This window comes from Flavobacterium polysaccharolyticum (genome assembly GCF_038739875.1).
GTDB lineage: Bacteria > Bacteroidota > Bacteroidia > Flavobacteriales > Flavobacteriaceae > Flavobacterium > Flavobacterium polysaccharolyticum.
In genome coordinates this window covers 148,691-175,118 of the sequence record NZ_JBCGDP010000009.1, presented here as the reverse complement: position 1 = coordinate 175,118, position 26,428 = coordinate 148,691, and the positions used below count along the sequence as shown (strand labels likewise).

Here is a 26,428-nt window from a genome sequence, read left to right as displayed (position 1 = left end):
ATCCCATTAAAAAATTAATCACAAAGGAAAAACGCTTATAAAAGGAAGATTAAAATCCAATTATAAGCGTTTTTTTTATCTAAAAACGAGGTCTATCAAAATTGACGTGGTTTTTCAGTGGCTCTCATTAGCTGATTGGCCTTTTTTAATGAATTTACTTTAGAGAAGCAAAACGTGATGAATAGTTTTTTTGTGTAAATTTAATTGGTACTAACAAGTATAGCTGTTTCTTTTTTTCTGAAATCGGGATTGTTTTTGATTTGAGAGAATTTGAACAAGTCAGCAATTGCCATTGAATAGAATTCAATTCCCATTGAAGAGGGGTCAGGCCAGTATTTTAGTTTGTCATTATGACTTGGTTCTTCACTCATGATGGAACCTTTGCAGTTATTTACAATAATATCTTTTAGTGTTATTTTAGCTAAATTATCTGGATTTAACCCAATTTTGCCATCCATCAACAAAAATGGGGCAAAACCAGAAACTATACTATTCTTTAATGAAAAATAGCATTTATCATTAATGTGAATTGATTCTTTTACTAATCCTTGGTTGTTTTCCTCAAGATTCACTAAGGTGATGTTGTTTGCTTCAATTTTGCTTAGTTTTTTATTAGGATCATAATTTTCAATTTTGTCATACGAATCAATTTCAAAGCATCTAGAACCCGCAGCATCCGATGAAAAAGGATGACGAATAGCAATACTATTTGAAATAGTTGCTTGAATTCCTTGCGTGAAATCAAAATCATCATCAGTAGTACGGTAAGAAATCAAGTGATCTAGTTTTAGCTCTCCACCGTAGCATTCAAAAGAATCGTCGTTTGAAAAGCTTATTTGTATATGGCTCAATACGGTTTGTTTTCCTACACCTGCAAGTGATAAACCATTTAATTCTTTTAATGCATTGAGTTTTCTTCCAGCATATTCAATTCGTACAAATTTTAATATTCCAGAATTGCTTTCGGGATTTTGTCCGCCATAAGAACATCTGGAGGTGTCTAAATTAAAATCCAATAAAGCTTGATTATTGACGCCTACTTTGTTGATTGGCGCATCTCCAAGGACTAAGATTCCGCCCCAATCACCTGGTTTTCTAACTGTAGTAACTTTGTTTGAAGTAAATATAATTGGATTTTTTTCAGTCCCTTCAGCCATGATTTTGGCTCCTTTTGTAATCACAAGTGTACCGCAAGTCATTTCATCTCCTCTAATTACTGTTCCGGGTTCTATAGTTAGGGTGGCGTTATTGGTAACGTATACGGTTCCTTCTAGTCGGTAGGTTTTGTCACTGCTAAGTTTGGTGTCTTTATCAATTACACCAGATAAAATAGCATTGGGTTCGTTGTATTCTGTTGTTGCGGGTTTGAAATTAGTCCAATTTAACATCCAATTGGTGTCGCCATAAATTCCTTTTACTTGTTGAGCTGATGAAGATAAAAAGCTCAAGAGAAAAATGATCAGTACTACTTTTTGTTTCATTTTTACTTTTGTTTAAACTACGTCTGTTAATGTTTTGTTGTTTTGACTATTCAAAAGTAGCAGTGTTATATTAAAAGAATCTTCGAAAAAGGTTAAGGATTCATTACTAAAAGCAGGATTATTTTGAGGAATTTAATCTTTTTTTTACGATTTGATAAAGTAATTTCCTTTGTTTTTACTTATAAAAAAAAGCCTCAACATTGTTGAGGCTTTCTGGTATTAATTGTTTTCGAAATTAGAATTTCAAAGTCACTTTCAATTCAAACTCATCATTGATCGCTTTGTCACCAATACTATCAAAGAATGATTTTGAACCATATTTAATGTCATATTTTGTACGATCTACATTAAAATTTGTTGTAGCAGTGTTTCCGTTTACAGTCATATCAAAAGTGACTGGTTTAGTGATTCCTTTGATTGTTAAGTCAGCAGTTACAGCGTAAACATCTTTAGCTTTTGAGCCAATTTTTTTGAATACTAAAGTAGCAGTTGGGAATTTTGCTGTTCCAAAAAAGTCATCTGCTTTTAAGTGACCATTTAATTTTCCTTGGTATTCTCCTTGTAAGTCAGTTGCTGTTAAAGAATTCATATCAACAGTAAAAGAACCTCCTTTTAATGCTTTTCCTTTGAATACTAAAGATCCTTCTTTAAAGTTTACCGTACCATTGTGTTGTCCTGTAACTTTTTTTCCTAACCATTCGATGCTACTTCCTGCTACGTCAATTTTTTTGGTTTGTGCAGTTACAGCTACTGAAGCTAATACTAAAAAAGCTAATGCAATTGATTTTAAATTTTTCATGTTTAAATTGGTTTTTAGATTAATATTTGAGTTGTAATATTATAAAGTAATAAATAAATCTTCGTTTGATTTTCTAACTTTTGCGTAGTGTTGTGTGTCATCTTCTTCGTGACGGTAACCTACAGCCGCAATTACAGCCGCATTTAAGTTTAATTTGTCTAAACCTAGAATTGCATTAAACTGAGCAGGATCAAATCCTTCCATAGGAGTAGTATCAATTTTTAATTCGGCAGCAGCATTCAATAAATTGGCTAAAGCTAAATAGGTTTGTTTTGCAGTCCATACTTTTTTTGCATCCTCAGCTAGATTAAGAAGACTTCCTTTCATAAAATCCCCATAACCATTCAAAGTTCCTTCTGGTAAACTTCTGGTTTGTTCTGCATTTTTTAAGTATCCTTCGATATCTTCGGCATCAACAGTCGTTTGATTGGCAAAAACAAATAAGTGAGAGGCTTCAGTAATTTGACTTTGTCCCCAGGCTGCAGGTTGTAATTGTGCTCTTAGTTCCGGATTATCTACAATAAAAACCTTGTACAATTGCAATCCGTAAGAAGAAGAACTCAATCGGATGGCTTCTTTTAAAGTATTTAAATCTTCGGTTGTTATTTTTTTGCTAGCATCGAATTTTTTGGTAGCATATCTCCAATTTTGTTGGTCTAAAAATGTACTCATAATATATTTAAATTTATTTAGTTCTGTATTTTTCTAATAGATAATTCAGTTGTTGTAATTCTTCAGAAGCCAAATTTTTGGCAAAAGATTCCTCATGTTCTTTTAACTGGGGTTCTAATTCTTTTAATAAAGACAAGCCTTTTTCGGTAATTAACACTTCTATTTTTCTACGGTTGTGAGGGCAAACATTTCGAGTTACTAATTCTTTTAATAATAATTTATCAACTAGGCGAGTTGTATTACTAGTTTTGGCTAACATGCGTTCTTGAATCACACACATGTTGGCTGGTTTTCCTTTTTGACCTCTTAGGATTCGGAGCACATTGTATTGTTCTCCAGAAATGTCATAGGGTTTTAAAATTTCATTAAAATTTTCCGAAAGAACAATTTCAGTATACATGATATTTAAAATCACTCTTGTCGATTCGCTATAATCGATAGTGCTTTTTAAAACTTCTTCTATTTTCATGTTTGTAATTACTTTATTTGTCGATACAAATGTAGCACTTTTTTTATATGTATATACAAATGTTTTAAATTTAACAGTTATTTCACATCTTAATGGGTTAAATAGGGTCATAAAAAAAGCCGTGAAGTACTAATTCACGGCTTGTAATGAGTTGAAAGGTATTTTTTAAATCATTTAGTCTTTTATCCCCAATTTGGTTAGAATGTCTTCCATCAAACACCATTTGGTAATTGAAGATTGTAGTAAATTTGCTCCTACAAAGGCAGTAAACCACAACCAATTTTGATTAACATAGATTGATAATACTACACTTAGTAGCACAAAAGTTCCTGCTATGGCTCTTATAATTCTGTTTTTCATTTTTTTTCTTTTTAAGTTAATTGGATTTTTCTATGCACAAAACGGCTAGATGTATTTGGGACAAAGATTCTTGTTTCGCATTAAACGCTGCTACACTTTCAAATAGAGGATCCACTTTTTTTTCATTCGCAAAGGCATAAAACAGCACTGACTCATTTTCAATACTATCGGTGGCGAACCAGTTTTCTTCTATCAATTCTTCTGAACTGTTGTGGTAGCCCGTTACTTCTTTATAGGAATATGAACTAATATTGGCCTTCTTCAATAGCTGTTGGATTTCTTTTTGGAAAGCTTTGACGGCAACGATGAGTAGTAATTTCATTTTTTTAGGTTTAAAGGTTTAAAAGTTTAAGGTTTCTAAAAGTGGAAACCTTAAACTTGAAACTAATTTTTATTGATTAGCAGCTCCTGATTCCTCTTTTTCGGAGAGACTATTTGTTTCCCATTTTTTTCGCTCAGTAATGTAATAAATCAAAGGCACGACAATTAGCGTTAAAAGTGTAGAAACAATAGCACCAGCTACAAGTGAAATGGCTAATCCTTGAAAAATTGGATCAAACAAAATAATTGATGCTCCAATTACAACTGCACCAGTGGTTAATAGAATAGGAGTGGTGCGGACCGCTCCAGCTTCTATAATGGCTTGTTTTAAAGGTACACCGTCATTCAGACGGATTTCGATGAAGTCAATAAGTAAAACCGAATTTCGAACCATAACCCCTGCCAAAGCAATCATTCCAATAAAAGAAGTGGCGGTGAAATAAGCATTTAGCATCCAATGACCTAAAACGATTCCTATCAACGAAAGTGGAATAGCCAACATCATAACGATTGGTGTTTTGAAGTTCTGAAACCATCCTACAATCAACATATAGATTATCACAATCACCACCATAAAGGCTACGCCCAAGTCACGAAATACCTCTAAGGTTATTTGCCATTCACCATCCCATTTTACTGTAAAATCACTTTCATCTGTAGGTTGTTCCATATACAATTCATTAATCTTATAGCCTTGTGGAATTTTCATTTTTGCGAGTTTTTCATTCATTCCCAAAATTGCATAAACTGGACTTTCTAATGTACCTGCCATATCAGCCGTAACATACACCACACGTTTTTGATCTTTTCTGTAAATGGTTTTTTGAAGCGTGTCATTTTTAACTTTTACCAAATCGCTAATCGGAATCATGTTCCCTTGATTTCCTTTTATTTTCAAGTTTTGGATATCTTGTAAACTGGTTTTGTCTTTGTCGTCTAACGAAAGAACGATACTAACATTGTCATTTGAGTTTTCGTCGTATAAATTAGAAACAGGATATTCCTTTAATAAATAAGTAAGATTCCCTACTACTTGTTGAGGAGCAATACCATTGAGCATGGCTTTTTCTTTATCAACTTCAAGGCGGTACTCCGTTTGATGGTCTTCTACCATCCAATCGATATCTACAATATTAGTAGTGTTTTGCAGAATGGTTTGTACTTGTTGAGCTACTTTTATTTGTTCTTCATAATCAGGACCATAAATTTCTGCGACCAAAGTAGACAGTACAGGAGGTCCTGGCGGTACTTCAATCAGTTTTACATTGGCGCCATATTTTTTGGCGATTTTTTGAATCTCAGGACGCATGGCTTTGGCAATGTCATGACTTTGTAAATCACGGTCTTCTTTATGTAACAAATTCACCTGAATGTCGGCCATATTACTACCACCACGCATATCGTAATGACGTACCAAACCATTGAAAGTAATAGGAGCAGAGGTACCTACATAGTTCTGATAATTGACTACTTCGGGTTGAGTTGATACATATTGAGCAATTTCTCTGGTAACTGCCGAGGTACGTTCGAGAGTACTTCCTTCAGGCATATCAATCACTACTTGAAATTCATTTTTGTTATCAAATGGGAGCATTTTTACTACCACCGATTTGGTAAAGAACATCAAAATCGAACCAATCAATAAGACCACAGTTCCAGCCAATAAAAGTCTTCTCTTGAAACTATTGTCTAGAAACGGACGCTCTATTTTGCTGTATATTTTATAAATTAAATTTGTTTCTAAGCCTTCGGCATGTTTGTGCGCTTGTTCTTCTTTTTCTTGAAGCAAATGATAACCTAAATATGGAGTAACGGTCAAAGCAACAAACAAGGACAACAACATAGCAATAGAGGCTCCAATAGGCATCGGACTCATATAAGGCCCCATCATTCCAGATACAAAAGCCATAGGAAGAATGGCGGCAATTACTGTAAACGTGGCCAAAATTGTAGGGTTTCCGACTTCATTAATAGCATAAATTGCGGCTTGTTTAAAGGGAAGTCGCTTCATTTTGAAATGTCTATGCATGTTTTCGGCAATAATAATACTATCATCAACCACAATTCCAACTACAAATACAAGGGCAAAAAGTGTGATTCTGTTCAGTGTATACCCCAACAAATAATAAGCAAATAGCGTTAATGCAAAAGTCAGCGGAACAGAGAAAAACACTACCAATCCACCACGCCATCCCATAGCTAGAATGACCAATACAGTAACCGCAATAATAGCTATTCCTAAATGAAGCAGTAATTCCCCCACTTTGTGCGATGCTGTTTCTCCATAGTTTCTTGTTACTTCAACGTGTACATCATCTGGAATGATGGTTTTTTTAAGTTGCTCTACTTTGGTCAAAATCTTATCTGATATTTTCATAGCATCGGCACCTTTTACTTTTCCAACAGAAATGGTAACAGCAGGATATTCTGATTTTGCCGTTTTGAATTGATCATTGGCTTTGCCATAACCAAATGAAACATAGCTTCTGGGAGTAGAAGGTCCATCTGTGATTGCAGCTACTTGTTTTAAGTAGACAGGCATATTTTTGTTGACACCAACCACTAAGTTTTCTACATCTTCAGCATTCGATAAAAATTGTCCTGTTGTAACCAAAAATTCTTCATCGTTCTCAACAAAACTCCCCGATTGCGAACTGCCGTTATTGGCCTGAATCATTTGCATAATTCCTAAAGCATCCACACCATTTTCGGACATTCTATCTTTGTCGAGAATAACTTTAAGTTCTCGATTATTGCCGCCAATTTCTTTGGTAATGGCTACATCTTTTACTTTTTCTATTTCAGAAGTTACTTCTTCTGCAATCTGACGCAATTGGTAATCATCCTGTTTCTCGCTCCAAAGGGTTATTCCAAGCATAGGAACATCATCGATAGAACGAGTTTTTACCATAGGTTTGTACACACCTTGAGGGAACATATTTTCGTGTTTGGCCAATTCGTCATAGAGTTTTACATAAGAGCGCTCTACATCTTGCCCTACATAAAATTGTACAATCAGCATCGCCTGACCGTTCATGGCCATAGTATGCACGTGCTCTACACCCTTAATATTCGAGATAATTTTCTCCAGTGGTTTGGCGACACGGCTTTCCACTTCTTTTGGACTCGCTCCAGGATAGCCAACCATAATATCAGCCATCGGAACATTAATCTGTGGTTCTTCTTCCCTTGGAATTAGAAACGAACTGTATACCCCAATAATCATCAACCCAATCATTAACAAAATCGTTAATTTGGAGTTCATAAATGCTTGGGCAATTTTGCCTGAAATACCTTCTTGCATAGTTTCTTTTATTTATTTGGGCGTGACCCTCTCGAAAAGGTCGGGTCGGGCTATCCGTTGCAATCTTTTTATTCCAAACCCTGTCGGGATTTAGAATAAAAAGGATTTCCACTACTATCCCTCACGCATGATTAATGATGATTTTTATATTTTATTGAAACCATTTATGTTCAATACTAGTTGTCAGCATTCAGCAATTGAATACTACGAAACCGAGCACTGACCACTTCTTTTATTGTACTGTAACCAAAGCTCCGTTGTACAATTTTCCTTCTGCCGAAACTACATATTGTTCTTTGACCGAAAGTCCAGATAAAACCTCTACTTGATTGCCCATTTTTTTGCCAACGCGCAACCATCTCAAAATCGCAACATTTCCGTTGCCTATAGTGTAAATTCCAGTCAGCTGACCTTGATGTACCAAAGCACTTTCTGGTACAACCATTCGTTCACTTGGCTCCGAAGTCGTTTTGCTTTCAATAGGAAACTGAACATTAACAAACATTCCTGATAACACTTTCGCTTTCGTTGGTTCTAAATTGATTTTCACCAAATACTGTCCACCCGTGTTTTTGGCAGATCCGCTCACTTCGCTCACTTTTCCATTTAATGTAATGTTGTTCGATTTGACTAAAATTTGTACAGCCATTCCTTTGTGAATCGCTGTGATAGCATTCTCGGCTACCATGGCGGTAACTTGCAATCGCGTAGCACCTTCTAGGCTTACCAATGGCATTCCCGGATTGGCCATGTCACCTTCTTTTACAAACGTATTGGTAATGGTGCCGCTAAAAGGAGCCGTAATATTTGAGTAAGAAAACTGAGCTAGTACTTCGTTTCGCATTTGTTTGGCACCTTCCAATCCTGCTTTTGCCATTTCGTAGCGCGCCGTCATGTCATCTAGCTCTTTTTGAGAAGCGCTTTGTTGTTTGAACAAATTGGTGAAACGATCGAAATCTTTTTTAGCATTGTTAAAACCCGCTGTAGCTTGTAGAATACTAGCATCTACTTGTGCTTTTTTAGCTTGTAAGTCGGTATTGTTTATACTTACCAACAATTGTCCAGCACTTACTTTTTGTCCTACTTGTACATGAAGTTTGGTAACAAAACCCATCATTCTGGTACTTAAATTGGCTGAATTTTCAGCTTCAATTTTACCACTGGCCGCAACGAATCCGCCGTTGCTGTTTTCTGCAACGCTACTCACTTTTACAGCAATAGGCGTTTCTTTGTTTATGGATTCTTTTTTGTCGCTTCCACAAGAGGTCAATACAACTGCAGAAAGGGAAAGGATGGCTATTATTTTTTTATTCATTTTCATGTTTATTTCTATTGATGATTATCTTTTTTATTCGTGAAATTTGAGGCGTACTAATTTCTACTTCGTTAAAAACTGCAAGTATTCTTTGGTGAAATTATACTCAAACACTGCTTGTAAATGTTCCAGTTCTTTTTGTGCCATTTGCGTTTCGGCTTGCAATAATTCTGTCGTTTTTTCAAGACCTTGCACAAATCGGTTATTGCGAATGCGATAGGCTTCTTCGGACTGTTCAAATGCTAGTTTTGCCAAGTTTACTTTGTTTTCGGCATCTAGTAATTGGCGATTGGTTTTGTTCAATTCTAATTGGCTTTGTGCTTTGTATTGTTGGTTTTCTATAGTTGATTTTTGAAAATCGGCCTTGGCTTTTTCCATTTTACCAATCGATTTATAGCCATCAAAAACCGTCCATGACAACTGCGCTCCAAACAAATAACCACTAGCGTTCATGCCAAGGAAGTTCTTGTCGTATAGTTCATAACTTCCAAAAGCATTCAATCGGGGTAAGAAATTCATTTGACTAGATTTTGACATTTTTTCATACGCCATTACAGATTGATCCATAGCCTGTAGGTCTTTTCTATTTAAAGGTAAAGCCAGATTTACAGGACTGCTAATAATAGCATGTTCGAGGGCTTCAACAGGTTTGTAGACAGTGTTTTTTTGTTCTTCTCCTAATAAAAAAGCCAGGTAATCAGAGGTATTCTGAATGGCACTAGTAGCATATTGTAACTGATTTTTAATTTCATTTACACGTACTTGAACCGAAAGGACATCTGTTTTTTGCAACAAACCTTGTTTGTAATAATTTTGGACCAATTGCAAATTAGCTTGTACAGTAGTATTAGCTTTTTTCAAAACGCTTACGGCTTTATAAGCTAGTTGAAGTTGCATAAAGGCCTTGTTTACCTCCAATTCGAGGTATTCTTTGGTACGTTCGGTTTGTAATTGAACCGCGTCCATTTTCGCTTTTGCAGCTTGTCTACCATAATAGCCATCTATATTGATAAGAGGTTGCAGGATTTCTATTTTGGTAGCAAAATTTTGTGTGCGAGCGGGGTTGTTCAGTAATGCAGGATTGAAATCGGCTTGTGTTAGAATTTCTTGATTTAGTTTTGAACCAAAAGCCATTAAGGGATTAGTTGTCGAAATTGCGGTATGTGAAGCTGTAATACTTGGTAGAAATAACACATTCGATTGTCTATAATCGGCTTGGGCGGCTTGAAATTCTTGTTGCGCTATTTTGAGTTGAAGGTTTTTATCGGCGGCTTTCAAGCCAATTTCTTTTTTGGATACCATAAGTGTATCTTGACTCCATCCCATTACGGAACTCATCAAGCTTACTAGTAGAGCAAATACATTTATTTTTTTCATTTTTTTACCATTTGATAAAGCAAAAGTAGGGGCAGAAAAAAACAAAGTCTGTAACTATTATCACACAGTCTTTTTTTGATTGATTTTCTAACTTATTGTAGTACTATGAAGTGTGTTTTGTAGTTGTTTTTTATAATCCAGAATCCGCATTAGACTTCGTAGCGAAACTGAATTGTTCAATAAAAGCAATAGCTCACGGACTATTTTTGAAGATGTAATACTTTTTGTATTTTGAATTTAAAAATGGGAGAACCAAGTTAGTATATCTTGAAATGTACTAAAAATATAAATTCTTGAAAAAAAAATTTTGGTTTTGAAGAAGGCATCTAAGATTACATTTGACCTAAACAACAATATTAAAAACAAATGAAATTGATTCACTGAACTCTTCTAAAAAACATAAAAATGGTGAAGTAATTCAGTTGCTGTAGATTTATAATTCGGAATTAGGGTTAAAATCTATTTTTTTGGAGTAATTGAGTTGTATTAGATTTCAAAAGTTGAAAGAAAAAAGTGTCTAGAATTCGGGATGAACGATTATTTGTGAAAACCTATTCTTGCCAAAGATTTACAGGAGATGATTCAAAAATGGGTGTTGATTAAAGACTGATTTTTAATAACTAGTATCGTCTAATTTTACTTTTCCATTAAAGGTTTTATACAAAAAGAAAAAGTAAGCCGCTAACAAAGGTGCACCAATTGCCACAATAGTCAGCATAATTCCTAATGATTTTTGCGAAGAAGCAGCATTGTAAATCGTAACACTATACTCAGGGTTTATTGTAGAAATCAATAGTGTAGGGTACAAATGCAAGGCAACGAGAATCAGTAAAAGCGACATCGTTAACGAAGAGAAAATCAAAGCGCGCATGTATTGTTTTTTGGATACCAGTCTTGGTACATTGGCTACTGCCAAAAAAGAAATTACAGGAACCGCAAAATAAATAGGATTGCTTCTAAAATTTTCAGTCACACCAGGAATAAATATTAGCGTGTATAGTGAAGTGATTCCAAAACTAACAATGAAAAAAATCATGCCTCTTCGGAGTAGGAAAGTCAAACGTTGGTGTAAGGTTCCTTCTGTTTTTAATAATAAGTATATCGCACCTTGAGTCATAAAAAGCGATAGGGTAGTAAATCCAACCATAATCGCATAAGGATTAAGAAAGGAAAAAAAGATACCTCCTTTGTAACTAAAATTAGGGCCTAATGCAAAGCCTTGCAGAATATTGCCTAATACAACGCCCAACAAAAACGCAATCATTATACTTGAAGTGCTATAAATCACATCCCAAGTTTTACGCCACCACACCATTTCCTCTGCACTTCTAAACTTTATAGCAGCCGCACGAAGTACATTAAAAAACAAGAATATCATAAAAGGCACATACATGGCAGAAAGCATAGTCGCATACATTACTGGGAAACCGGCAAATAATGCTCCACCACCAATAACCAACCAGACCTGATTGGCATCCCAAACCGGACCAATGGCGTTGATGGCAATACGACGACTCAAATCTTTTCTAAAAAACAAATGCCAAGCACCTGCACCAAAATCAAATCCTTCTAAAATCGCATAACCTGAGAACAAGAGTCCAATGACTAAATACCAAAGCGTGGGATAATCTATGTCTAAAAAATACTCCATAAGTGTAAAGTTGTGGGTAAGTAAATCAGTTTAAAACAGCGTCGGATGAATCATAAGGACCATGTTTTACTTTTTTATTGACTGAATAAATAAATAAAACCAAAAGTAAAGAATACACTAGCGTAAAAAGCACCAATGAAAATACAATTTGGTTAGCCGAAACTTCTTGAGAGAAAGCTTGACTCGTTCTTAACTGACCATATACCACCCAAGGTTGTCTGCCCATTTCGGCTGTAAACCATCCCACCTGATTGGCTATTTGAGGCAGTAGTACAGAATAAGAGAAAATAGTCAATAGCCATTTGGTCTCGAACAATTTGCCTTTGAACCATAAGAAACTCGCATAGAAAGTAAGCGCAATCAAAAACAAACCAATAGCCACCATAATATGGTAAAATTGAAACACCGCATTAATTTGGCTAGGACGGTCTTGTTCTGGAAAGTCATTCAAACCTTTGATAGGCGCTTTAAAATCCTGATGAACCAAGAACGATAAGCCACCCGGAATACCTATGCCTGTTACGGTTTGGTCTTTTTTATTCACCCAACCCATAAGGTATAAATCTGCGGGAGCATTTTTTTCAAAATGACCTTCCATCGCTGCTAATTTTGCTGGCTGATTCACGGCCACTCCATCAGCAGAGCTGTGTCCAGAAAGTAATTGTGTAAAAGAAAAGAAAGTAGCCACTCCCAACGCAATCGGAAAGGCTTTTTTAGAAATGGCAACAAAACGTCCTTTTTTTAAGTAGTAGGCATGAACACTTAACACTAAAAATGCCCCTGCCAAAAAAGAACCTTGCCAAGTGTGTATCAATCGGTCAACACTTGAAGGATTAAAAACCATCGCCCAAAAATCGGTTACTTCAGCGCGAGCGTGCAAGCCTTCGCCTACGATATGATAGCCTGCTGGGGTTTGTTGCCAAGAATTAGCCACCACAATCCAAACCGCCGAAAACATAGAACCTAAAAATACACCAATGGTAGAAACCAAATGCACCCAAGGTTTTACGCGATTCCAACCAAAGAGCAATACACCCAAAAAGGTACTTTCTAGCCCAAAAGCAAAAAGACCTTCAGCAGCAAGTGCACTACCAAAAATGTCTCCCACATAACGCGAATACACCGCCCAGTTGGTACCAAATTCAAATTCCATAATGATGCCTGTGGCAACACCAATTCCGAACGTTAAAGCGAAAATTTTAATCCAAAAACGAGTAAGAGTTTCGTATTCTTTATTGCCGGTTTTGATATAAATACTTTCAAAAAGTACGATAAGCAATCCAATGCCTATGCTCAAAGGCGGATAGATATAATGAAAGGCAACGGTAAAAGCAAACTGGATTCGAGCTAATATTTCAACATCCATGATAGTGGGTTTAGTAGTCCTACAAATTTAGTTGACTTCAGCCAAATATTACCGCTTTTTTTAGCCATTTATCAAAAAAGTAACTTTTGTTGAAGATAAAATTGGAGCTATTTTTTGGGCTTTTTTTCAAACAAATTGCCAATTAATCCTCCCAATAACCCACCGTATAAAGTGCTATTGATTGGTTTTGAGGTAATAGCGCAGCTTCCAGAAGAGCAACCAATAGCTGCATAATAACAATATCCCGCGAGTAATCCAATGGCGATTCCAACCGCGGTTACTATAATGCCTTGTTTACTCATGAGTTGCTTTTTTCTACGATAATTTTGACCAATTCATCTTTGCTCACCACACCAGATTGTCTCCACAATTGTTTCCCGTTTTGAAACAAAAGCATTGTGGGTACGCCGCGAACTTGGTACTGAGCCGCAATCGCTTGATTTTTGTCCACATCAATTTTGATAATTGTGATACGTTCACCAAGGCTTTCCTTTACTTGTTTTAGAATAGGAGTGAGCATTTGGCAAGGACCACACCAAGTAGCGAAAAAGTCAACCAAAACAGGTTGGTCTTTCTGTATCAATTGTTGAAAAGCATTCATAGTCTATTTATTTTTTAGGAATAGCGCAACCATTTGCCCCGCAACCCCAGTTAAACAAAGCTTGTAGCAAGAAAAACAAACCAAAAACAATAAAAAACCATTCTCGAGTAGCATAAGCCTCTCCAAATAAGAATAGGGCAAAAGCCAGCCGAATCCAGCGCATCAAATGCCAATTGGTAAATAAAAGTGTTTTCATTTTCGTGTTTATAATTTTGATGTATTATTATTTTTAGGAACAGCAACAAATGGGCTTTTCAGGAAACACCGTCCCGCTATCCGCTATATCTTTGCTTTTTTAAAGAAAAAAAGCAAAGGATACCGCTGCTATCGGGGTTAAGGAGCAATAATTTGCTTCTTGGTATTCATTGTTGCTATTCTTTATGTTGCAAACCCGAGTTCAATTTACTTTAAGGTTTTCAAAAAATTGTAGGCCTTTTTTGAAACTCCATTTCCTGGAAGGTTTTCAAAACCTTGTAGGTATATTTTGAGTTCAATTTACTTTAAGGTTTTCAAAAAATTGTGCCCTTTTTTAAAACTCCATTTCCTGCAAGGTTTTCAAAACCTTGTAGGTATATTTTCATACTTTAAGCCTTTAACTTGTAAAAAATCATCTTCTTAAAAGTGTACACAGTAAGAAAGTTTAATCAACAAGCGCAATGCTGTACTCAGGTTCATAAGCAAGTACCTCTTTCAATTGTTCCAGTGAAATTTCGTTGGTGCTCATAACAATCAAATTACTGAACGTACTATTGATTTGTGTATTAATTACTCCAGTAATTTCTCCTATTTTCTGAAGTACCGTTTTCGTGCAATTCGAACAAGTGATGCCACTCAAAGCGAAACATTGCACAATCACTTCCGCTTTCTTCTTAAAAACAAAAAACAATTCCGATTGCGCTCTTGGCGTAACCGAGTTATAGGATGTTTCTAGAATTTTAAAATGAAAAGCTTCTGAAAATAACTGTTCGTATTCGGTTTTACTCCCACCAAAAGGTGGACTTACCTCAAAACTGCGATTAAAAAGTAGTCCCGCTTTTTTTCCATTTTTGGATAACAATTGATGCATTTTCCAAACGTATTTTTGACGCATTTGCGGAGGCAAAGCACAAAAGAAAGTTTGTTCCAAAATCAAATCATAGCTACCCTTATGTTCAAAAAAATCACCTTGAATAATGTGAATGGCAGTTGTGTTTTTGAATTTTTCTTTTAATTTTTCAACTAGAGTCGGAGCAATATCAATCACTGTAATGTTGGTAAACCCTTTTTCTAAAAGGTATTCCGCTTCATAGGTATTCCCACAACCCGGAATCAAAACCGAAATTGTAGTATCTTTCAATTGGTCAACATACGCTTTGATTGGTGGAGAAATCGTTCCCAAATCCCAACCCGTAGTTTCAGATTGGTATTGTAAATCCCAATAGGATTGGTCTAATGGTTTCTCGCAACTCTTTACAGAACAAGTAATACCTTCCATTCTTATTTTCTTTTACAAGTTGTAATTCCAAATGGAGCATACAACGGACAAAAACTAATAAAACTCGTTAAAACAAATACCAAAGCTAATCCTAATCCAATCATTCCTAAAGTTCCCTCAATTACTTTGAAATAGTATAGAGCAAAAAGCAAGACGGCTATAAAAACTCGAATTCTTTTGTCGGTAACACCCATGTTTTTTTTCATGATGATTAATTTTAGTTATTACTTTACTATTTGTTCAAGAATTGTCTTTTAAACATTGTTTCACTTTCAGTATTTCTAAACGCGATATTCGCAAAGGATTACGCAAAGAACGCAAAGTCCTATTGGCTCAATAATGTGGTTGGTTAGTGCTCGATTGGATTGATAAGTTGCAGTTGTAGTAAGGTATAGTCAATTTTAGATTTCTATTTTCTAAAGTCTGCCTTTTCATCTCTAACTTCTAACCCAAAAATTATCAATCTTAAAAACTTTTTTGCACCAAAGCACTGAACATTCTCAAACTGATCACACTTTAAATTTCTATTTTCTATTTTCTAAAGTCTGCCTTCTAACCTCTAACCTCTAACTTATTTCAACACTTTGCTTTGGCACACAAAATCAGTTTTAGGAACTGTTGTTTTTGCTATAGCGCCAAAACCACCTTCAATTTCAGTGAAATTTCTAAATCCTCTCGCTTGTAAAATAGAAGCCGCAATCATACTACGATATCCACCTGCACAGTGCATAAAGAAATGTTGTTTCGGGTCGATAGTGGTTATCCAGTCATTTATAGCGGATAAGGGTTTATTATACGCTTCAGCTACGTGTTCTGCGCTGTATTCACTTTCTTTTCTAATATCAATGATAATATCTTTATCGGTGTTTACCTTTTGTTCGAACTCAGCAGCTGAAATTCTATGAATGGTGTCAATTTCTTTATTGGTTTTTGTCCATGACTCAAAACCACCTTCAAGATGTCCTAAAATATGATCAAAACCAACACGACTCAATCGGGTTACGGTTTCTTTTTCACGCCCTTTTTCGGTGACCAAAAGTATGGGTTGTTGTACATCGGCAATCATGGCTCCCACCCATGGAGCGAAATCGCCATTAATCCCAATATTAATAGATTGTGGAATGAAAGCTTTATAAAAATCACCGTTATTTCGGGTGTCTAAAACTAAAGCGCCTGTTTCATCGGCTATTCTTTCAAAATCAGTTGCCGAGAGCGCTTGCATACCGTTATGCAAAACTTTTTCAAAACTTTCGTAGCCTTTTTTATTCATCGCTACATTCATTCCAAAATAGGCTGGAGGAGGAAGCAAACCATCGGTTACTTCTTTTATGAATTCGGCTTCGGTCATGTTGACTCTTAAGGCATAATTGGTAGCTTTTTGTTGTCCAATCGTAGAAACCGTTTCTTTGCTCATGTTCTTACCACAAGCACTTCCGGCACCGTGCGCAGGATACACAATCACTTCATCAGCTAGAGTCATAATTTTATCTCTTAACGAGTGAAATAATGTTCCTGCTAATTGCTCCTGTGTCATTCCAGCGGCTTTTTGTGCCAAATCTGGGCGTCCTACATCTCCAATAAATAAGGTATCTCCAGAGAATATAGCATGTTCTTTACCCGTTTCGTCAAGCAACAAATAGGTAGTGCTTTCCATAGTGTGCCCAGGAGTGTGCAATACTTTAATTTTGATGTTTCCAATTTCAAAAATCTGATTATCTGTGGCTACAATAGCTTCAAATTCAGGTTTTGCAGTTGGGCCATATACAATGGGAGCATTAGTGGCTTTGCTCAAATCCAAGTGACCTGAAACGAAATCAGCATGGAAATGCGTTTCAAAAATATATTTTAAACGTACGTCATCTCGTTCCAAACGGTCTAAATACGGCTGTACTTCTCTCAAAGGGTCAATAATAGCCGCTTCTCCATTTGAAGTGATGTAGTAGGCTCCTTGAGCCAAACAACCTGTATATATTTGTTCTATTTGCATGGTATTTTGTTTTATTGAGTACACAAAGGTACTATTGATTTTTTATAGAAAAAGTGATAAATGTTACATATTTATGGACTAAAAAAAGACTTCTTTGGTAATGATGTAAATGCCCATCACCAAAATAAACCAACCAAAAAGAGGTTTGAGTTTGGCTCCGTCTATTTTTTTAGAAAGCTGAATCCCAATTAGAATTCCGATAAACGCCATAGCGGCTATAGTCAGTAAAAAAGTATAATCAATAGGGGTTCCGATGTATAAATCGCCTCCAAACCCAATGGTCGAATTGATAAAAATGATTAAAAGCGAAGTGCCAACGGCTTGTTTCATAGGTAAATTGGCAAAAAAGAGCAAGGCTGGAATTATTAAAAAACCACCACCAGCACCTAAGAAACCAGTAATGATTCCAACGATAAATCCAATAACTCCCAATTGAACATAATTGGTAGAAGTGGATACAATTTCAGGTAATTTTCTTCTTATCATTGAGACAGCAGCCAATATCATCAAAACCGAAAAGACAATCATTATCAAAAAGTCTTTCGATACTTGAAAACTAGCAATTGAAAATAGAGTAGAAGCAATCTGCGGAAAAATAACTTCTCTAATAATTAGTATCGAAAATACAGAAGGGATTGCAAAATATAAAGCGGCTTTTATTTTTAGATTCCCCATTTTGTAATGGCTATAACAACCAAATAGAGCCGATAATCCAACGATGAATAAGGAATAGCTAGTGGCCAATTCTGGGTCTATTTTGAATAAATAAACCAAAATAGGAATCGTCAATATAGAACCCCCACCACCAATGAGTCCCAATGATAGACCAATAATTATTGAAGCAAAGTAACCAATATATTCCATGTTTCTTTTTTTTGTGCTGCAAAGATGTGACTTTACTTTTTAGTCTTTGGTAATTTTAGTCACATTCGAATTTTTAGTCACAATGTTTGTAATTTAGAGTAGCAAGTTGAGGTTGTTTTAAAATTTACTTAGTCAAAACTTCGATATGGTTGCGATGCAATTTTACTAAACCTCTTTGTTCCATTTTTTTTAAGAGCCTCGAAATAACTTCTCTCGAAGTATTTAAATCCATACCAATCTCTTGATGGGATAATTTTAAATCTTTACAACCACAAGAAGCGACTTGACGTTTTAAATAAAATTCTAAACGCTCATCCATGGCTCTAAATGCTACACTATCTAATACTTCTAGGACTTCTTCAAAACGATTGCGGTAAGTAGCAACCACAAATTCATACCACGAACGGTGCTCCATCATCCATTTGTCCATCAATGCTAAAGGCACCGAAATCAATTCGGCATCTTCTACCACCTTGGCCATAATTTGGCTTTTTTCACTTCTGGTGGCACATACCATAGAGAGTGCGCAAGCTTGACCCGGTTGTAAATAATACATAAAAAATTCTCCACCATCTTCGTCTTCACGATAAATCTTAATCTTTCCGCTAATTACTAGCATCGTATTTTTGATATACTGTCCGGTGCGCATAATTACTGTGCCCGCTGGAATAAATTGTTCCTTGGCATTTTGGTCAATTGCATCGATTAAAGTATTCGAAAAAGAGGGAAAAGATTGTTTTATGGAAGGGTTCATTCTGATGAAGTTTTGTGGTTTATTGGTACTACAAATATAGCACAAAAACGGCAAGATGGGTCGGGTTTAATTTGTTGAGTAATTGTGATTATTTGTGTTATTATTTAAAATACTATTTAATTATTTATGAAATATGATGATTTATTAGTGATAATTTTGTAAAAATGAAATTTTGTTGTTTTTTGTAATTTACGATATCGTTTTCTACGAAATATTATCCATTTAACATTTTTACGTCTTTTTGTTTCTGTAAAACATTGTAATTTTACAAAAAAAGAAGCTATGAATTTAACACAAGAAGATTGGATTGAGCAATTAGAAGCCGATTCAAATGCAGTTATACTTGATGTAAGAACTGAAGACGAATACAATGATGGAATTATCGCATCTGCCTTAAATATTGATATTCACCAAGGTCCAGCGTTTATCTCAGCTATAGAAGCTTTGGATAAGTCTAAAAATTATTATGTGTACTGTCGTTCTGGTGCAAGAAGTGCTAAAGCTTGTGAAATCATGAATGAATTGGGTTTTGAAAATGCCTATAACTTATTAGGAGGTATTTTGGCCTGGAACGGTGAGATTGTAGCGCCAGACTAATGCTACAATAAGAACTAATATTAATTTTTAAATTGTTATCAATGGAAGTACTACCTCAAGAATATCAAATACATACTCTTGTCAATCAAGATACTTATCTCGTAAATGGTGAGTTGAAAAAGTGGACAGGAAAAACAACCCCTGTATATTCAACTATTTCCTCAACTGCAGACTATGCTCCAACTTTATTAGGTTCTATACCTTTTATGGGCGAAGCTGAAGCTTTAGAAGCTGTAGAGGCTGCTCACGACGCTTATGATAATGGTCAAGGGTTATGGCCTACAATGAAAGTAGCGGATCGTATCAAATGTATGGAAAACTTCGTTTCTCAAATGAAATCAACAAGAGAAGAAGTGGTGAAATTGTTGATGTGGGAAATCGGAAAAACCTTAGGCGATTCCGAAAAAGAATTTGACCGAACCGTAGAATATATTTACGACACCATCGAAAGTTTGAAAGAATTAAACAGTCGTAGTGCTCATTTTTCAAAAGTGCAAGGAATCCATGCCATGGTACGTCGTGGTCCACTTGGTGTTGTACTTTGTTTAGGACCTTACAATTATCCTTTAAATGAAACTTTTTCCTTGCTGATTCCCGCTTTGATTATGGGAAATCCAGTAATTTTTAAACCTGCAAAACACGGTGTTTTATTGATTTCCCCTTTATTAGAAGCTTTTAGAAGTAGTTTTCCAAAAGGAGCCATCAATATTTTATATGGACGTGGAAGAGAGGTAGCAACTCCAGTAATGCAATCTGGAAAAGTAGATTTATTGGCCTTGATTGGTAACAGTAAATCGGCTATTGCTTTGCAAGATCAGCACCCAAATAAAAACCGTTTGCGTTTGATTTTAGGATTAGAAGCCAAAAATCCAGCAATCATTTTACCTGATGCCGATTTGGATTTGGCAATTCAAGAATGTATAACTGGTGCTCTTTCGTTCAATGGACAACGTTGTACGGCCTTGAAAGTATTGTATGTTCACGAATCGATTGCAAGTGAATTTAATACACGTTTTGCAGCAAAAGTTGATGAATTGAAATTCGGAAATCCTTGGGAAAAAGGCGTGATGCTTACACCGCTTCCAGAAGTTGAAAAACCCAATTATATTCAAGAATTAATTGATGATGCTATCGCCAAAGGGGCAAAAGTTATCAATGCGAAAGGTGGACAAAAAACCGAAAATTCAATTTTTCCAGCGGTTGTTTTTCCAGTAAATAAAGACATGCGAGTGTACCATGAAGAGCAATTTGGACCAATCGTTCCTATTTTGACTTTCAAAGACATTCAAGAGCCGTTGAATGACATGGCAGAATCCAATTACGGACAGCAAGTTAGTTTGTTTGGAAAAGACATCAAAACCATTGCTCCACTAATCGATACTTTGGTCAATTTAGTTTGTAGAGTAAATTTGAACAGCTCTTGTCAAAGAGGTCCAGACGTGTTCCCATTTACAGGACGAAAAGATTCAGCTGTTGCCACATTGAGTATTCATGATGCCTTGCGCTCATTCTCTATCAGAACTTTTGTAGCATCAAAAGACAATGCTTATAATAATGCTATTTTGCAGGATCTATTAAATAGCAAAGAGTCTAATTTTATCAATACAGATTATATATTGTAAAATCAATTTTTTACTTACTTAAACGCCTCATTCTTATGTTTGAGGCGTTTTTTTTATGTGTTTTAGTAGTCAAAATGTTATGATTTTTTTCAAAAATGGGGATAAATGATATTTATCAGTTTTTTCAACGAGCAATTGTTATAAATTTGAGTAATAATACTAAATCGATTTCGCCATGAAAGCCAATTTTTCTTATTTATTAGTTATGGTTTTATTTATCATCGGAGGACAATTTACTTTTGCTCAAGAGTCAGATTGGAAAGCCCCAAAAACTGCCGATGCACTCAAAAATCCTTTCAAAGGAAATGCTAAAGCAACAGCAGAAGGAAAACGTATTTACGAACAAATGTGTGTACTGTGTCACGGAGTCAAAGGAAAAGGAAATGGAGAAGCAGGACTGACATTAGATAAAAAACCAGCCAACTTTTTGGCTTTCAAAGTAAAAAAAGAATCCGATGGTGTGATTTTTTGGAAAATAACTAACGGGAAAGCTCCAATGGCTGCTTATGAAGAGTTATTAACCGAAGATCAACGATGGCAGTTAGTCAATTACATACGAGAACTCGAAAAATAAATCGAAATCCTATCAAAAAGAAAATAAAAATAGTGACCACCAAGTTACAGGAACAATTGAGTCGTGAGCCCAAGTATGTGCCACATCGATGGCGATTGATTCCGAATGTGATGATTAACCTCCTCTCTTTTTTACTAGCAGGAGTTATAGTTTCAATACTAGTCTATTGGCTTTGCAAATTTGTTCTTACATTATTTTATCATTTGAATTAGTATCTAAACGATAAGAACCCATTGGTCATTATATGAGCCGTCTCTTAAATACCTGAAAAGAGATGGTTTTTTTATTGATTCCTAAGTAGTTATTGCTGAGTGAGTGGCATAAAACGAACTAATTACGCTGTATTAATTTCTATTCGCTGTATTGGTTTTTTTGTATTTTAGCAGAAAATAATCAAAATGCTATCACAAAAAACTAAATATGCTTTAAAAGCTCTTCTGTATTTGGCGCAACAAAAGGAAGGTGAAATAGCCAAGACTTTTGCTATTTCTGAAGGAGCCAATATTCCTAAAAAATTTTTAGAGCAAATTTTATTAGATTTAAAACGAGCACATTTTGTAGGAAGTAAACAAGGCAAATTAGGCGGATATTATCTTTTGAAATCCAAACACGATATTACTTTGGCCGATGTACACCGTTTATTTGATGGGGCAATTGCGCTATTACCTTGCGCTTCGCTTAACTTCTACGAACCTTGCGCAGATTGCAAAAATGAAGCAAGCTGTCATTTGCGTCACGGATTAATTTCTGTTCGAGAAGAAACGCTCAAATCCATGCAACAAATTACTATTGCTTCATTGGTAACAGATCAATAATATAGATACCTGTTTTTACATTTGCTAGTAAAACCCAAATTTGGCTGTCCGGGCAGGCTATCCACTACAAGTCCGCAGGAACCCGTTCATAAAACATAACCCCAAAAGGAGCTTCCGTTGGTCGCTCTTTTGGGGTTTGTTTTATAAAAAGAACGGCTTCCTTTACGGGCTTTCCGTTACTATCCTTGACAGAATTGGGGAATCAAGAACGTTTTCATTCCTCATCATCTTCCTCATCATCTTCGCCATCTTCCATATTTTTAAAAAAAGCATCAGGATCAAAAGGAATATCTTCGTCAGGATCTTTGTCGTTAGCACTTACGCCAGGCGGATTAAACAATCCCCAATTGTCTTTGATATAATTCCATTGATCGAAATTTTCTACCCAGTCCACAAACAAAAGTCTGAATTCCTCGATTTCATTTCTTAACAAACTAATATAGTCTTTGTCCGTTACATGTTCTTCGTAGCGCAAACTGCCCGCTTGTACATACAAGTCTCTAGCTGCTTTTCGGATAAGGGTAGCATTCTCCATTTTTAAATCATACAAATCAATAGCGCAAGCACCAGCAATCTTCGCTGGAATAATCATGGCATTTTCCATCATAAAACGTACGGTGGTTTCTTGCAGAAATTCATTCTCTTTGGGAACAATTTCTACTAAGCCCATCGTGATTTTTAAAATTTGTTCAGCCTTTTGATACAAAGGTATTTGTTGTAGTCGATCTCGTTTTGACATGGTGATTTATTAGATATAACTTGTGGTAAGTTACAAAAAAAGTACGAGACCAATTGTTTGCTTTAATTTATGAAATCTAAAAAACCAACAACATTCCATAGTTGATTTTAAAAAAAAAACTCTAATTTCGCGCCAAAATTAAAGCAACTCTCATCAATAACCTTGTGGAATTCGACAACTATTGCATTTTTTGACGCAACCATTTGTACTTTTTCTCCTCTACAGAATATACCTTTAAATTTGATGAGCAAACATTGAATATTCATCAAGCAATTGAAAGGTGTGAGCTATACCAACCCCAATACATGAAAATAGTATGAAAGAAACTAAAGCAACCAAAAGAATATTTCTTGAAACGCACAACATCAAAAAATTACATACTGGTTTCGGTCAATTCAATTTTAATTTAGCGAAAGCTTTAAGCCATGAAACCGAATTTTTAAATGAACATGAAGTCATACTAAATTGCAATAACGACATAGTAAAGAAAGCCTTAGGAGCACGCGTTTCTTATAATACCTATTTGCCAATTACCAGATATCCGCTTTTTAGAATTAAAAAGAATTTCAATTTATGGCATTCTGTAAACCAAAACACCAAAATTGAACCCGCTTCATTTTCAGTACCCTATCTTTTAACCGTTCATGATGTCAACTTTTTAGAAGAAGAAAAAGGAGAAAAATTAGATTTTAGAATTAATAAATTCAAAGATAAAATCCAACGAAGTGATGCTATTGTCTATATTTCTGAGTATGCCAAAGCTAGTACGCATGCTCATTTTGATATTCCTAATATTCCCGAGTATGTTATTTACAATGGCAATAATCTAAACTACAGTTGTGCGAATCATTTCGAAGATTCGTGTACGGGTTTTATTCCTCAAAAACCATTTATATTTTCAATAGGTCAGGTGGTGGAGAAAAAGAATTTCCACACCTTGATTGATATGTTGCGATTCTTACCTGATATACAGTTGGTTATTGCAGGTGAAATGAAAACAGAATATGCTGAGATTTTAAAGCAAAAAATAGAACACTATAGATTGGAAAATAGGGTTTTCTTGCTTGGAACAATTTCAGAATCAGACAAAATCTACTATTACAAAAATTGTCTTGCTTTTGCTTTTCCTTCCTTGAGAGAAGGTTTTGGACTTCCAGTCCTTGAAGCCATGACGTTTGGTAAGCCTGTATTTTTATCCAACAAAACATCTTTGCCCGAAATAGGAGGGAAGCACGCCTTTTATTGGGAAAATTTTGATCCCGAAGCTATGGCCGATGTTTTTGTTGAAGGCATAAATTGCTATATGCAAGACAAGGAATATTATGCATTAGCCTATAAAAAGCGAGCCCAAAAATTTACATGGGAAACGGCAGCCAAAGAATACATGAGCGTGTATAAAAGTATTTTAAATCAATAACCCTTATATTTTAACCTTTAGTAAATGAAGAATTTCAAACGCTTTCTTAAGTATTTAATTCCCTACAAAAAACACCAAATTTTAAGTATCATTTTTAATATTCTCTACGCTCTTTTTTCTTCCATTTCAATGCTTTCTTTGCTTCCAATGATGAAAGTACTCTTTGAAGAGAGAGAGAAAATAAGAGTAAAACCAACCTTTATCGGAATCCAAGATTTTGATATTCATTACATAGAAAATTATCTCAATTACTACATTACGCATCTTAACGAAACTCAAGGGCCATTGATTACTTTAATCACCATCGTTAGTTTTGTGTTGAGTACCTTTTTGCTAAAGAATTTGTTCAGTTACCTTTCGATAGTGTACATGACTTATTTAAACAATGGTATTCTAAAAGATTTAAGACAAGATGTTTATAGAAAAGTAATCTCACTTAATGTTGGATTTTTTTCGAATGAACGAAAAGGAGATCTTATTGCTAGAATGACTTCTGATATCAATACGATTAAAGTCTCGTTTATGAATGTCCTGATGATGATTAGAGAACCTTTGACGATCCTTTTTACCTTGGCGGGAATGATTGCCATCAGCTGGAAATTAACCATTTTTGTGTTCTTTTTTATTCCAATTTCGGGCTTTTTAATTTCAAAGCTAGGGAAAGGTATCAAAAGTCAGTCGGGTAACATTTTTGAGCTAGAAGGTCATTTGATTTCGAATATAGAAGAAACGTTGGGAGGTATAAAAATCATTAAAAATTTCACCTCGGAACAATTTTTTACCAAAAAATTTAATGCTTTTACCAATGACATCAATGCCCTAAATAATTCTGTTGGGAAAATCATGAGTTTATCTTCTCCTATGAGTGAATTCCTGGGAATACTTGTTATTTCGATTTTATTGGTTTACGGCGGATCGTTGGTGCTTATCGACAAGTCTCTGAGCGGTGGTGCTTTCTTAGCCTACATGGGATTGGCCTATCAAATTCTAACTCCAGCAAAAGCGATTACTCGAGCAGTTCATGATTTTCAAGGAGGTAGCGCGGCTTATGAAAGAGTAGCGTTTATTTTGGATGCTGTAAATCCACTGCAAGACAAACCTGATGCAAAACTAATAACTGAGTTTAAACACGAAATAAAATTCGATAATGTCAGCTTTAAATACAAGGACGACTATGTGTTGAAGAACTTTACTTTGACGATTCCAAAAGGGAAAATTGTTGCCCTTGTAGGACAATCTGGTAGCGGAAAATCTACCATTGCCAATTTAATCACCCGTTTTTATGATGTAACCGAAGGAAGTATTACTTTTGACGGAGTCGATATTAGAGATGTTGCAACTAAATCGCTGCGAGAACAAATGGGTATTGTAGCCCAAGATTCTATTCTATTCAATGATACCATTGCGAATAATATTTCTTTGGGAATCGAAAACAGCAGTGAAGATAAAATCATCGAAGCGGCCAAAATTGCCAACGCTCACGGTTTTATTTCTGATTTTCCTAATCAGTACCAAAACAATGTGGGGGACGGTGGTTCTCTACTCTCTGGAGGTCAGCGTCAGCGAATTGCAATTGGTAGAGCCGTAATGAAGAATCCGCCTATCATGATTCTTGACGAAGCCACTTCTGCCTTGGATACAGAATCTGAAAAATTAGTGCAAAATGCTCTAGAAAACATGATGGAAAACCGTACTTCAATAGTAATTGCTCATAGGTTGTCTACCATTCAAAATGCCGATTTAATTGTTGTGATGCACAATGGAATGATTGTGGAGCAAGGAAATCACGAAGAATTATTAAAAATGAATGGGACTTATAAAAACTTGGTTTCCCTACAATCTCTAGAAATCAACTAAATTATTTTCATA

Annotated in this window: 26 protein-coding genes; 6 read left to right on the top strand and 20 right to left on the bottom strand. The window is 35.4% G+C overall.

Annotated elements, in window-relative coordinates; all coding sequences use genetic code 11:
- Positions 1-200: 200 nt before the first annotated feature.
- The 19 genes from WFZ86_RS11050 to WFZ86_RS10960 all read right to left on the bottom strand — a co-directional run bounded on the left by WFZ86_RS11050 (position 201) and on the right by WFZ86_RS10960 (position 18,795).
- On the bottom strand, positions 201-1,481 hold the full coding sequence (locus WFZ86_RS11050; protein WP_342691964.1) for a hypothetical protein: 1,281 nt from the start codon (positions 1,479-1,481) through the stop codon (positions 201-203).
- Between the two features lie 235 nt (positions 1,482-1,716).
- Positions 1,717-2,280, bottom strand: a complete 564-nt coding sequence (locus tag WFZ86_RS11045) for a YceI family protein (protein WP_342691963.1) — start codon at positions 2,278-2,280, stop codon at positions 1,717-1,719.
- A 39-nt stretch (positions 2,281-2,319) separates the two neighbouring features.
- On the bottom strand, positions 2,320-2,952 hold the full coding sequence (locus tag WFZ86_RS11040; protein WP_342691962.1) for an NAD(P)H-dependent oxidoreductase: 633 nt from the start codon (positions 2,950-2,952) through the stop codon (positions 2,320-2,322).
- 13 nt (positions 2,953-2,965) lie between these two features.
- On the bottom strand, positions 2,966-3,421 hold the full coding sequence (locus tag WFZ86_RS11035) for a MarR family winged helix-turn-helix transcriptional regulator (RefSeq protein ID WP_342691961.1): 456 nt from the start codon (positions 3,419-3,421) through the stop codon (positions 2,966-2,968).
- 174 nt (positions 3,422-3,595) lie between these two features.
- Positions 3,596-3,781, bottom strand: coding sequence for a YgaP family membrane protein (locus tag WFZ86_RS11030; RefSeq protein ID WP_342691960.1), 186 nt, complete (start codon positions 3,779-3,781; stop codon positions 3,596-3,598).
- Positions 3,782-3,797: 16 nt separating this feature from the next.
- A complete protein-coding gene (locus WFZ86_RS11025; RefSeq protein WP_342691959.1) occupies positions 3,798-4,103 on the bottom strand; it encodes a hypothetical protein in 306 nt (101 codons plus the stop codon).
- Positions 4,104-4,172: 69 nt separating this feature from the next.
- Positions 4,173-7,406 carry an efflux RND transporter permease subunit gene (locus WFZ86_RS11020; protein ID WP_342691958.1) on the bottom strand — a complete coding sequence of 1,078 codons (3,234 nt, stop codon included), beginning with the start codon at positions 7,404-7,406 and terminating at the stop codon, positions 4,173-4,175.
- Between the two features lie 232 nt (positions 7,407-7,638).
- Positions 7,639-8,721, bottom strand: coding sequence for an efflux RND transporter periplasmic adaptor subunit (locus WFZ86_RS11015; protein WP_342691957.1), 1,083 nt, complete (start codon positions 8,719-8,721; stop codon positions 7,639-7,641).
- 63 nt (positions 8,722-8,784) lie between these two features.
- The gene (locus WFZ86_RS11010) at positions 8,785-10,098 is read right to left on the bottom strand and encodes a TolC family protein (protein WP_342691956.1); all 1,314 of its coding nucleotides are present in this window, start codon (positions 10,096-10,098) and stop codon (positions 8,785-8,787) included.
- 613 nt (positions 10,099-10,711) lie between these two features.
- Positions 10,712-11,749: a cytochrome d ubiquinol oxidase subunit II gene (cydB, locus tag WFZ86_RS11005; protein ID WP_342691955.1), complete on the bottom strand. Its 1,038-nt coding sequence runs from the start codon at positions 11,747-11,749 to the stop codon at positions 10,712-10,714.
- Positions 11,750-11,774: 25 nt separating this feature from the next.
- Complete coding sequence (locus WFZ86_RS11000; protein WP_342691954.1) at positions 11,775-13,115, bottom strand: cytochrome ubiquinol oxidase subunit I; 1,341 nt, start codon at positions 13,113-13,115, stop codon at positions 11,775-11,777.
- A gap of 107 nt (positions 13,116-13,222) precedes the next feature.
- Positions 13,223-13,417: a hypothetical protein gene (locus WFZ86_RS10995; RefSeq protein ID WP_342691953.1), complete on the bottom strand. Its 195-nt coding sequence runs from the start codon at positions 13,415-13,417 to the stop codon at positions 13,223-13,225.
- Positions 13,414-13,716, bottom strand: a complete 303-nt coding sequence (gene trxA / locus WFZ86_RS10990) for a thioredoxin (protein WP_342691952.1) — start codon at positions 13,714-13,716, stop codon at positions 13,414-13,416. Before trxA ends, WFZ86_RS10995 begins: the two co-directional genes overlap by 4 nt.
- Before the next feature lie 7 nt (positions 13,717-13,723).
- Positions 13,724-13,912, bottom strand: a complete 189-nt coding sequence (locus tag WFZ86_RS10985; RefSeq protein WP_159684175.1) for a hypothetical protein — start codon at positions 13,910-13,912, stop codon at positions 13,724-13,726.
- 444 nt (positions 13,913-14,356) lie between these two features.
- Positions 14,357-15,190: a methyltransferase domain-containing protein gene (locus WFZ86_RS10980; protein WP_342691951.1), complete on the bottom strand. Its 834-nt coding sequence runs from the start codon at positions 15,188-15,190 to the stop codon at positions 14,357-14,359.
- A gap of 2 nt (positions 15,191-15,192) precedes the next feature.
- On the bottom strand, positions 15,193-15,396 hold the full coding sequence (locus tag WFZ86_RS10975; RefSeq protein ID WP_342691950.1) for a YgaP family membrane protein: 204 nt from the start codon (positions 15,394-15,396) through the stop codon (positions 15,193-15,195).
- Between the two features lie 365 nt (positions 15,397-15,761).
- Complete coding sequence (locus WFZ86_RS10970; protein WP_342691949.1) at positions 15,762-17,177, bottom strand: MBL fold metallo-hydrolase; 1,416 nt, start codon at positions 17,175-17,177, stop codon at positions 15,762-15,764.
- Positions 17,178-17,255: 78 nt separating this feature from the next.
- A complete protein-coding gene (locus tag WFZ86_RS10965; protein WP_342691948.1) occupies positions 17,256-18,041 on the bottom strand; it encodes a sulfite exporter TauE/SafE family protein in 786 nt (261 codons plus the stop codon).
- 124 nt (positions 18,042-18,165) lie between these two features.
- Positions 18,166-18,795 (bottom strand): Crp/Fnr family transcriptional regulator, encoded by a 630-nt coding sequence (locus WFZ86_RS10960; RefSeq protein WP_342691947.1) that lies wholly within the window; start codon positions 18,793-18,795, stop codon positions 18,166-18,168.
- A 282-nt stretch (positions 18,796-19,077) separates the two neighbouring features.
- On the opposite strand from WFZ86_RS10960, the gene WFZ86_RS10955 reads away from it, so the two are divergent.
- The 4 genes from WFZ86_RS10955 to WFZ86_RS10940 all read left to right on the top strand — a co-directional run bounded on the left by WFZ86_RS10955 (position 19,078) and on the right by WFZ86_RS10940 (position 22,403).
- On the top strand, positions 19,078-19,392 hold the full coding sequence (locus tag WFZ86_RS10955; protein ID WP_159684192.1) for a rhodanese-like domain-containing protein: 315 nt from the start codon (positions 19,078-19,080) through the stop codon (positions 19,390-19,392).
- Between the two features lie 41 nt (positions 19,393-19,433).
- Positions 19,434-21,014, top strand: a complete 1,581-nt coding sequence (locus tag WFZ86_RS10950) for an NADP-dependent glyceraldehyde-3-phosphate dehydrogenase (protein WP_342691946.1) — start codon at positions 19,434-19,436, stop codon at positions 21,012-21,014.
- Between the two features lie 175 nt (positions 21,015-21,189).
- On the top strand, positions 21,190-21,588 hold the full coding sequence (locus WFZ86_RS10945; RefSeq protein WP_342691945.1) for a c-type cytochrome: 399 nt from the start codon (positions 21,190-21,192) through the stop codon (positions 21,586-21,588).
- A gap of 398 nt (positions 21,589-21,986) precedes the next feature.
- Complete coding sequence (locus WFZ86_RS10940; RefSeq protein WP_342691944.1) at positions 21,987-22,403, top strand: RrF2 family transcriptional regulator; 417 nt, start codon at positions 21,987-21,989, stop codon at positions 22,401-22,403.
- Positions 22,404-22,617: 214 nt separating this feature from the next.
- Here the strand turns inward: WFZ86_RS10940 and WFZ86_RS10935 are convergent, their stop codons facing one another.
- A complete protein-coding gene (locus tag WFZ86_RS10935) occupies positions 22,618-23,142 on the bottom strand; it encodes a hypothetical protein (RefSeq protein WP_342691943.1) in 525 nt (174 codons plus the stop codon).
- Between the two features lie 316 nt (positions 23,143-23,458).
- Here WFZ86_RS10935 and WFZ86_RS10930 point away from each other — a divergent pair, with 316 nt between their 5' ends.
- Positions 23,459-24,559 (top strand): glycosyltransferase family 4 protein, encoded by a 1,101-nt coding sequence (locus WFZ86_RS10930; RefSeq protein WP_342691942.1) that lies wholly within the window; start codon positions 23,459-23,461, stop codon positions 24,557-24,559.
- Between the two features lie 24 nt (positions 24,560-24,583).
- A complete protein-coding gene (locus WFZ86_RS10925) occupies positions 24,584-26,416 on the top strand; it encodes an ABC transporter ATP-binding protein (protein ID WP_342691941.1) in 1,833 nt (610 codons plus the stop codon).
- Positions 26,417-26,428 lie beyond the last annotated feature (12 nt).

Excerpts from the sequence above, each read along its gene's own strand:
- WFZ86_RS11050 (WP_342691964.1), bottom strand. The coding sequence starts at position 1,481 with ATGAAACAAAAAGTAGTACTGATCATTTTTCTCTTGAGCTTTTTATCT.
- WFZ86_RS11045 (WP_342691963.1), bottom strand. The coding sequence starts at position 2,280 with ATGAAAAATTTAAAATCAATTGCATTAGCTTTTTTAGTATTAGCTTCA.
- WFZ86_RS11040 (WP_342691962.1), bottom strand. The coding sequence starts at position 2,952 with ATGAGTACATTTTTAGACCAACAAAATTGGAGATATGCTACCAAAAAA.
- WFZ86_RS11035 (WP_342691961.1), bottom strand. The coding sequence starts at position 3,421 with ATGAAAATAGAAGAAGTTTTAAAAAGCACTATCGATTATAGCGAATCG.
- WFZ86_RS11030 (WP_342691960.1), bottom strand. The coding sequence starts at position 3,781 with ATGAAAAACAGAATTATAAGAGCCATAGCAGGAACTTTTGTGCTACTA.
- WFZ86_RS11025 (WP_342691959.1), bottom strand. The coding sequence starts at position 4,103 with ATGAAATTACTACTCATCGTTGCCGTCAAAGCTTTCCAAAAAGAAATC.
- WFZ86_RS11020 (WP_342691958.1), bottom strand. The coding sequence starts at position 7,406 with ATGCAAGAAGGTATTTCAGGCAAAATTGCCCAAGCATTTATGAACTCC.
- WFZ86_RS11015 (WP_342691957.1), bottom strand. The coding sequence starts at position 8,721 with ATGAATAAAAAAATAATAGCCATCCTTTCCCTTTCTGCAGTTGTATTG.
- WFZ86_RS11010 (WP_342691956.1), bottom strand. The coding sequence starts at position 10,098 with ATGAAAAAAATAAATGTATTTGCTCTACTAGTAAGCTTGATGAGTTCC.
- cydB (WP_342691955.1), bottom strand. The coding sequence starts at position 11,749 with ATGGAGTATTTTTTAGACATAGATTATCCCACGCTTTGGTATTTAGTC.
- WFZ86_RS11000 (WP_342691954.1), bottom strand. The coding sequence starts at position 13,115 with ATGGATGTTGAAATATTAGCTCGAATCCAGTTTGCTTTTACCGTTGCC.
- WFZ86_RS10995 (WP_342691953.1), bottom strand. The coding sequence starts at position 13,417 with ATGAGTAAACAAGGCATTATAGTAACCGCGGTTGGAATCGCCATTGGA.
- trxA (WP_342691952.1), bottom strand. The coding sequence starts at position 13,716 with ATGAATGCTTTTCAACAATTGATACAGAAAGACCAACCTGTTTTGGTT.
- WFZ86_RS10985 (WP_159684175.1), bottom strand. The coding sequence starts at position 13,912 with ATGAAAACACTTTTATTTACCAATTGGCATTTGATGCGCTGGATTCGG.
- WFZ86_RS10980 (WP_342691951.1), bottom strand. The coding sequence starts at position 15,190 with ATGGAAGGTATTACTTGTTCTGTAAAGAGTTGCGAGAAACCATTAGAC.
- WFZ86_RS10975 (WP_342691950.1), bottom strand. The coding sequence starts at position 15,396 with ATGAAAAAAAACATGGGTGTTACCGACAAAAGAATTCGAGTTTTTATA.
- WFZ86_RS10970 (WP_342691949.1), bottom strand. The coding sequence starts at position 17,177 with ATGCAAATAGAACAAATATATACAGGTTGTTTGGCTCAAGGAGCCTAC.
- WFZ86_RS10965 (WP_342691948.1), bottom strand. The coding sequence starts at position 18,041 with ATGGAATATATTGGTTACTTTGCTTCAATAATTATTGGTCTATCATTG.
- WFZ86_RS10960 (WP_342691947.1), bottom strand. The coding sequence starts at position 18,795 with ATGAACCCTTCCATAAAACAATCTTTTCCCTCTTTTTCGAATACTTTA.
- WFZ86_RS10955 (WP_159684192.1), top strand. The coding sequence starts at position 19,078 with ATGAATTTAACACAAGAAGATTGGATTGAGCAATTAGAAGCCGATTCA.
- WFZ86_RS10950 (WP_342691946.1), top strand. The coding sequence starts at position 19,434 with ATGGAAGTACTACCTCAAGAATATCAAATACATACTCTTGTCAATCAA.
- WFZ86_RS10945 (WP_342691945.1), top strand. The coding sequence starts at position 21,190 with ATGAAAGCCAATTTTTCTTATTTATTAGTTATGGTTTTATTTATCATC.
- WFZ86_RS10940 (WP_342691944.1), top strand. The coding sequence starts at position 21,987 with ATGCTATCACAAAAAACTAAATATGCTTTAAAAGCTCTTCTGTATTTG.
- WFZ86_RS10935 (WP_342691943.1), bottom strand. The coding sequence starts at position 23,142 with ATGTCAAAACGAGATCGACTACAACAAATACCTTTGTATCAAAAGGCT.
- WFZ86_RS10930 (WP_342691942.1), top strand. The coding sequence starts at position 23,459 with ATGAAAGAAACTAAAGCAACCAAAAGAATATTTCTTGAAACGCACAAC.
- WFZ86_RS10925 (WP_342691941.1), top strand. The coding sequence starts at position 24,584 with ATGAAGAATTTCAAACGCTTTCTTAAGTATTTAATTCCCTACAAAAAA.